The organism is Microcystis sp. M_QC_C_20170808_M3Col (assembly GCF_007095505.1).
Taxonomy (GTDB): Bacteria; Cyanobacteriota; Cyanobacteriia; order Cyanobacteriales; family Microcystaceae; genus Microcystis.
On the sequence record NZ_SFBY01000439.1, the window covers coordinates 1 to 3,868 of the forward strand.

Annotated in this window: 9 protein-coding genes and 1 pseudogene; all 10 read left to right on the top strand. The window is 38.2% G+C overall.

Annotation, left to right across the window (positions count from 1 at the left end; translation table 11 throughout):
• Positions 1 to 391: pseudogene (locus EWV84_RS20140) on the top strand (apoptotic protease-activating factor); the annotation flags it as partial.
• 67 nt (positions 392 to 458) lie between these two features.
• Positions 459 to 707, top strand: a complete 249-nt coding sequence (locus EWV84_RS20145; protein ID WP_002739617.1) for a type II toxin-antitoxin system Phd/YefM family antitoxin — start codon at positions 459 to 461, stop codon at positions 705 to 707.
• Complete coding sequence (locus EWV84_RS20150; RefSeq protein WP_002739840.1) at positions 700 to 969, top strand: type II toxin-antitoxin system RelE family toxin; 270 nt, start codon at positions 700 to 702, stop codon at positions 967 to 969. Before EWV84_RS20145 ends, EWV84_RS20150 begins: the two co-directional genes overlap by 8 nt.
• Before the next feature lie 82 nt (positions 970 to 1,051).
• The gene (locus tag EWV84_RS20155) at positions 1,052 to 1,342 is read left to right on the top strand and encodes a UPF0175 family protein (protein WP_002770431.1); all 291 of its coding nucleotides are present in this window, start codon (positions 1,052 to 1,054) and stop codon (positions 1,340 to 1,342) included.
• Entirely contained in the window at positions 1,326 to 1,820 is a 495-nt protein-coding gene (locus tag EWV84_RS20160) for a PIN domain-containing protein (RefSeq protein ID WP_287079651.1), read from the top strand. The genes EWV84_RS20155 and EWV84_RS20160 overlap by 17 nt, the downstream gene beginning before the upstream one ends.
• Positions 1,821 to 1,847: 27 nt before the next feature.
• Positions 1,848 to 2,069 (top strand): hypothetical protein, encoded by a 222-nt coding sequence (locus tag EWV84_RS20165; RefSeq protein WP_002780145.1) that lies wholly within the window; start codon positions 1,848 to 1,850, stop codon positions 2,067 to 2,069.
• A gap of 53 nt (positions 2,070 to 2,122) precedes the next feature.
• On the top strand, positions 2,123 to 2,449 hold the full coding sequence (locus EWV84_RS20170; RefSeq protein ID WP_255348759.1) for a type II toxin-antitoxin system VapC family toxin: 327 nt from the start codon (positions 2,123 to 2,125) through the stop codon (positions 2,447 to 2,449).
• Positions 2,450 to 2,699: 250 nt separating this feature from the next.
• Entirely contained in the window at positions 2,700 to 2,894 is a 195-nt protein-coding gene (locus tag EWV84_RS20175) for a type II toxin-antitoxin system HicB family antitoxin (protein WP_002776391.1), read from the top strand.
• A gap of 2 nt (positions 2,895 to 2,896) precedes the next feature.
• A complete protein-coding gene (locus EWV84_RS20180; RefSeq protein WP_287079655.1) occupies positions 2,897 to 3,109 on the top strand; it encodes a type II toxin-antitoxin system HicA family toxin in 213 nt (70 codons plus the stop codon).
• Between the two features lie 226 nt (positions 3,110 to 3,335).
• Positions 3,336 to 3,868, top strand: a 533-nt coding sequence (locus EWV84_RS20185; protein WP_287079658.1) for a DUF3782 domain-containing protein, incomplete at its 3' end; no start/stop codon positions are given.

A 3,868-nucleotide genomic window follows, 5' to 3' on the forward strand; every position in this document is an offset into this window, starting at 1 on the left:
GTTAGCTCCCTATTTACCTGAAAATCTCTTACCCGAAGCCTTAGCTACAGCCAGAGGGATTGGGGATGAATCCAACCGTGCAAAGGCATTGACGGGGTTAGCTCCCTATTTACCTGAAAATCTCTTACCCGAAGCCTTAGCTACAGCCAGAGGGATTGGGGATGAATCCAACCGTGCAAAGGCATTACAAGCATTGACTAAGGTTTTAACCCCTGCCAATGTTAACCGAGCCTTATGGGAAAATACTCTCCATGCTTTGGGAACTCTCACTCGTCCTTCTTTCCTCGACACTATTCCCAACTTAGTCCCTTTAATCCTTCATTGTGGTGGACTGGTCGCCTTAAGAGAAGTCCATCAAGCAATTAGAGAAGTCAGCCGCTGGTGGAAGTGATTGCCCTGTCAATAATTGCTATAATAGCTAAAATGGTCATAATGGCTAGTTTCTATAAAGGTTAGTTATGAAAACATTAGGAGCCTCAGAAGCAAAAAATCGCTTTGGCGAACTGTTAGACTTGGCTCGAAGAGAACCAGTAAAGATAGCAAAAAAGGGACGTAATGTTGCAGTCGTGCTGTCAATCGAGGAATTTGAGAGATTTTCCGAGTTAGAAAATCAACTTTTGGCTTTACAGGCAGAAAAAGCTCATCAAGAAGGTTTTATCGGAACAACAGAAAGTGAGGCTTTACTGTCAGAAATTTTAAATGCTTAAGATTAACCTATCTCGACAGGCAACTAAACGCTTAAAAAAACTGCCAGATAAACACGCCAAACAAGTAGCCACAAAAATAACCGAACTGAGAACAAATCCCTATCCCCAAGATTCTCTAAAGTTAAAAGGATACTCTTATCATAGAGCCGATATTGGTGAATATCGAATCGTTTATCGTGTTGAGGAGCAAACACTAGAAATCTTGCTGATTGACAAACGAAACGATGATGAAATTTATAAACAACTAAAGAGAACAATATAGAGAATCTTAATTATCAACCATCAATTAATTAGCGATATTATTCCTGCTAAAATCAAGAAAAACAAATTATTTTTAAACACTCATGAGCATTAATGTAACATTTCCCGAAGAACTCCTCATTGCTGCCAGAGAAGAAAAAGAAGCATTCTCTCGTAAAGTCATAATTTATACATTAGGGCATCTTTATCAAGAAGGAAAAATTTCAGCAGGAATCGGCGCACAAGTATTAGGATGCGATAAATATACATTTTATACACTTCTCTCTGAGTATGGTTTTTCCATTATTGATTACACAGCAGAAGAATGGGAATCAGAAATACAAACCAGCCGTAAATTAGCCCAAAAAATCAAAGAGAATGAAGATAATTGTTAATTCTACACCGATCATCGCCTTATCTTTGATTAATCAATTAGATCTTCTTAATCAGCTATTTAATGAAGTGATTATTCCTTGGGCAGTTTATCAAGAAATTGTCATCGCTGGAGATAATAAACCGGGGGCAAAAGAACTCAAAAATGCCAATTGGATTCAAGTTCAAGAAGTTGCATCATCATCTCCTCTTGAACCGCTATTACTAGGATTAGATCGAGGAGAATTAGAAGTTATTCTCTTGGCAATTTCAATCAAACCAGACTGGGTAATTATAGATGAGAAATTAGCAAGAAGAGTTGCCAAAGCTATGGAATTAACCGTCAAAGGAACATTAGGAATTCTCTTGGTTGGTTTTTATGCAGGTTATCTATCTAAACAAGAAATTTTAGATTTATCACAACAGTTAGTTGATTATGGAATTCGTATTAGTTCTCCGATGATTAATTGGCTAAAAACAGAATTAGACAATGATCATTAATACCAAATCAATACAAAATAAACTACCATGAAACAACTAATCGTACACATTCGTGACCAAGAAAAAGCAGAAACACTCTCTAAAATTTTAACTGCTTTAGATTTTGTTGACTCTGTAGAAATCATCGAAGATCAAACAACATTATCTGATAACGAGCAAGACTTCTTTGCCCTAGCAGGATTGTGGGAAGACAGGGATATTACCCCTAAATCTATCCGTGAAGCAGCATGGCGAGAAGAAAACCGATGATTTTATGTGACACCAATATCCTCATTTAATTCTATAAAAACAACCATAGAATTATCGAAGAGCTTCGCCATATTGGACTAAATCAACTAGCCATTAGTTCCATTACTCAAGCCGAATTATATTATGGAGCAATCAATAAAAATGAACTCAACAAAATCAAAAGACATCTCGGATTACTACATACCTTTCCTGTAGATGTCGCAATATCCAATCAATTTATTAACTTAATGGAAACCTACTCCCTCAGTCACAAACTCAACATCCCTGACGCTATCATTGCCTCAACAGCATTAGTGCAGAATATTAAGCTATATACATTGAATTTGAGAGATTTTTGTTTTATTCAAGGCTTAGAACTCTATGATCTGTCAAATGAATAACCCATCAACGTTAGCATTTTCCAGCGTTCAGCGAACCAGTCATGAATTAGTCAAAAAATCAAAGAGAATGAAGATAATTGTTAATTCTATTCCCAATTTAGCGCCTTTAATCCTTCATTTTGGTGGACTGGTCGCCTTAAGAGAAGTCCATCAAGGGATTAGGGAGGTGAGTCGCTGGTGGCGGTGATTCTCATAAATCAATTAGAAGTGCTACGATCAACTGATAATGCAACTATAGCAGTCACTATTTATGCGCTATCAAGTTCGACTCAAACAAAGCGAAGAAGGTTATGCAATTTGGTGTCCTAGTTTACCCGGATGTTGGTCACAGGGAGACACTGAAGCAGAAGCTATAGAAAATATCAAAGAAGCAATACAAGACTATTTAGAGACAATTGAAGAATTAAACAAAGATGCGGAAGTGCGTTATGTAGAAGTAGGATAATTATGCCAAAATTACCCGGAATTAATCATCTACGCGCTGTTAATGCCTTTGAAAAAGCGGGGTTTCGCATCACTAGACAGAGAAAACATATTACCATGACGAATGGAGAACGTACTATTACCATTCCACGAGCAAATCCGATTAATGCTTATACAATGGCAGGGATTGTTAAAGAAGCAGGTTTAACTATCGAACAATTCTTAGAATTGCTCTAAAACCATTCCCAACTTAGTCCCTTTAATCCTTCATTTTGGTGGACTGGTCGCCTTAGGAGAAGTGTATCAAAGTATTAGGAATGTTAGTCGCTGGTGGCGGTGATTCTTGTTCTATGAATTAGCCTCCACCTTACCCAATTGAATCAGCAGTCTGCTCCCCAGTGTCTTCGGCAAGCGCAGAAATCCGATAAAATAGTGAATAGGTGACATCGGGAAAAAATCATCTATGGCAACTACATCCGAAGACGTATGGCGACTCTTAGCCGAATTAGCGACTGCTCAAGCCGAATTAACTGCTGCTCAAAAAGAAACTGACAAACAACTCAAGGAAACTGACCTACTATTGAAGGAAGTCAGTCAACAACAGAAGGAAAACGCCCAACAAATCAAGGAAACTGACCGACAACAGCAGAAAACTGACAAACAACTCAAAGAACTGGGCAAACAAATTGGGGGACTTGGTGCAAAATTCGGCAGCTTTACCGAAGGACTTGCCCTTCCCTCAATGGAAACGATTCTCAGACAACGCTTTGGTATGGAAGTCATCAGTCCCAGTGTGCGAGTCAGTAAAGATGGACAACACCTAGAAATTGATGTCCTTGCCTATACCAATGGTGAGCTAAATACCGCCTATATCGTTGAGGTTAAAAGTCATGCTAGACAGGAAGATATTACTCAATTAAAAAGTATTTTGCAACGGTTTCGCCGCTTTTTCTCTGAACACAAAGATAAAAAACTCTATGGCATATTAGCAGCGGT